Raw genomic sequence first — 2288 nt, 5'->3', positions numbered from 1 at the left:
TTATTGCCCAAGGAGCATCGGCTATATGGGTTATTAGATATTTCTATAGTGAAAAAAGTATGTTAAAACTTAAAAAAGAAAGTATGAAATTAGATAAAAATATAATTAAAGAAATTATTTCTATTGGATTTGCTCCCTTTAGTATGCAATTAGCAGCCAGTACAGTAACTATGTTTCTAAATAATAGTCTAAGCACTTATGGTGGAGATATGGCTGTTTCTAGTATGGGAATTATTCATAGTATAACTATGATGATATTAATGCCAATATTTGGAATCAACCAAGGTGTTCAGCCAATTATCGGCTTCAATTATGGAGCTGAAAGATATGAACGAGTTAAAGAAGCTTTAAGAATAGCCATAATATCTGCAACTACAATTGCTGTAATAGGATTTATTATTATTCAAACTGTACCGGAAAAACTATTTAGTATCTTTATGGGAAAAGAAACTAATGTAGATGGGTTAATGAAAATTGGAGTTAAGGGGTTAAGGATAAATTTATCTATGTTACCTGTAATAGGTTTTCAAATTGTCAGCTCTAATTATTTCCAAGCTACAGGCAAACCCAAAAAATCTGCATTTCTAGGTTTATCTAGGCAAGTTTTAATACTGATTCCAGCCTTAATTATATTACCAAGATTCTTTGGTCTTACTGGTGTATGGGCAGCAGCTGCAGTGTCTGACTTACTTGCAACTATTACTACTGGACTTTTCTTATTTTATGACTTAAAAACTTTAGGCAAGGAACCTCATAGCCAATATAAACCAAGAATAGATGAAAACTGATTAGGTATAAAAAACATAATCAAAATTAAAAAGTTATAATAAGTATTAAAAATAATTTAAAAATTGAAAGTTTCATAACAAATGTTTAAGTTAATGAAATATATTGAAATTAATCAAGAATAGAAAAATAGTAAAAAAGCTAGTATAAACCTTCCATGCTAGCTTTTTTTAATTATATCTATAAAATTTTTAGTAATTTTAGCTGTTAATCCCCATATAATATAATTTTCATATTCGTAAAAATAAACAGAATGCTTTCCTCTATCCCAATTATAATCTTCTCCATTAGGTACCATCTCATAAGGAAAGTCTTCCCCCGTTACAGTTTTTAAATCTATATAATATACATTAGGCTGGTTTTCTAAGAAAAACTGAAGAGGCACTGTAAAAATATGATCAACTTCCTCTTTATTATATTTTATTTTATCTATATAAACGTTCTTAATTATACCTATAAAAGGATACATAGATGAGTTAGAATGAGATATAAGATAATCTAATTGACCAAGTATTTTAATATTCTCTTCTTTTATATTTAATTCTTCACAAGTTTCTCTTATGGCAGTTTCCTTAAAACTTTCCTTTCCTTCTACTGACCCTCCTGGAAAGCATATTTCTCCTGGTTGTCTTTCTAAACTTTTAGCCCTTACTTGGTATATTAATTTCCAATCATCCTTAATTTTAATTAAGGGCACCAGAATACCATAGTTATAAATAATATCCATAGGTTTAGGTATTCTATTTTTAATTCTTTCTTCAATTAAATTAATAATCATAAAATCCTCCATAAATAGATTAAGCGGTCATAAATGACCGCTTATAATTTATATTTATAGTAATTCTTCCCCTTCTTTCCAATTTGCTGGACAAAGTCCGCCAGCTTTTAAAGCTTTCAATACTCTTAATGTCTCATCTACACTTCTTCCTATATCATTATCATGTATTACAGAGTATTTAACTTCTCCCTCTGGATCAATTATGAATAGTCCTCTTAAAGCAACTCCTTCTTCTTCAATCAGTACTCCATAATCTTTTGCTACTTCTTTAGTAATATCTGAAGCAATCGGGAACTTAACTTCACCTAAACTACTATTTATCCAAGCTTTATGAGAATGTTCACTATCTACACTTACTGCTAGTACATCTGCTCCTTCCTTTTTGAAATCTTCATATCTTTCACTAAATCCTGTAATTTCTGTTGGACATACAAATGTAAAGTCTAGTGGATAGAAAAACATTATTAGCCATTTTCCTTTATAATCATCTAAATCAACTTTAACAAAATCTTTTCCATCACCTGTTACAGCATTCATTTTAAATTCAGGTGCCTTAGTTCCTACAAATCTTTGCACTGTATATTACCTCCTCGTATAATAAAGTCATAGTTTAAAAACTATATTTTCTTTTCTATCTCACACTTCTTGTGAGATAATAATTGTACAGATAGAGGTCGTAGTTAACCTCCTTGAAGCGTTGTCTTCCTTATTTAGGGTTACGCCT

Annotated in this window: 3 protein-coding genes; 1 reads left to right on the top strand and 2 read right to left on the bottom strand. The window is 29.5% G+C overall.

Annotated features, from left to right (window positions below):
• The coding region (locus VK071_10775; protein ID HLR35793.1) for an MATE family efflux transporter at nt 1-788 on the top strand (788 nt) is incomplete at its 5' end.
• A gap of 158 nt (nt 789-946) precedes the next feature.
• Here the strand turns inward: VK071_10775 and VK071_10770 are convergent.
• Complete coding sequence (locus VK071_10770; GenBank protein ID HLR35792.1) at nt 947-1564, bottom strand: CoA pyrophosphatase; 618 nt, start codon at nt 1562-1564, stop codon at nt 947-949.
• A 54-nt stretch (nt 1565-1618) separates the two neighbouring features.
• Nucleotides 1619-2140 carry a peroxiredoxin gene (locus tag VK071_10765; GenBank protein ID HLR35791.1) on the bottom strand — a complete coding sequence of 174 codons (522 nt, stop codon included), beginning with the start codon at nt 2138-2140 and terminating at the stop codon, nt 1619-1621.
• Between the last annotated feature and the right edge of the window lie 148 nt (nt 2141-2288).

The organism is Tissierellales bacterium (assembly GCA_035301805.1).
Lineage (GTDB): Bacteria > Bacillota > Clostridia > Tissierellales > DATGTQ01 > DATGTQ01.
This window is presented reverse-complemented; position numbering and strand designations above follow the sequence as displayed.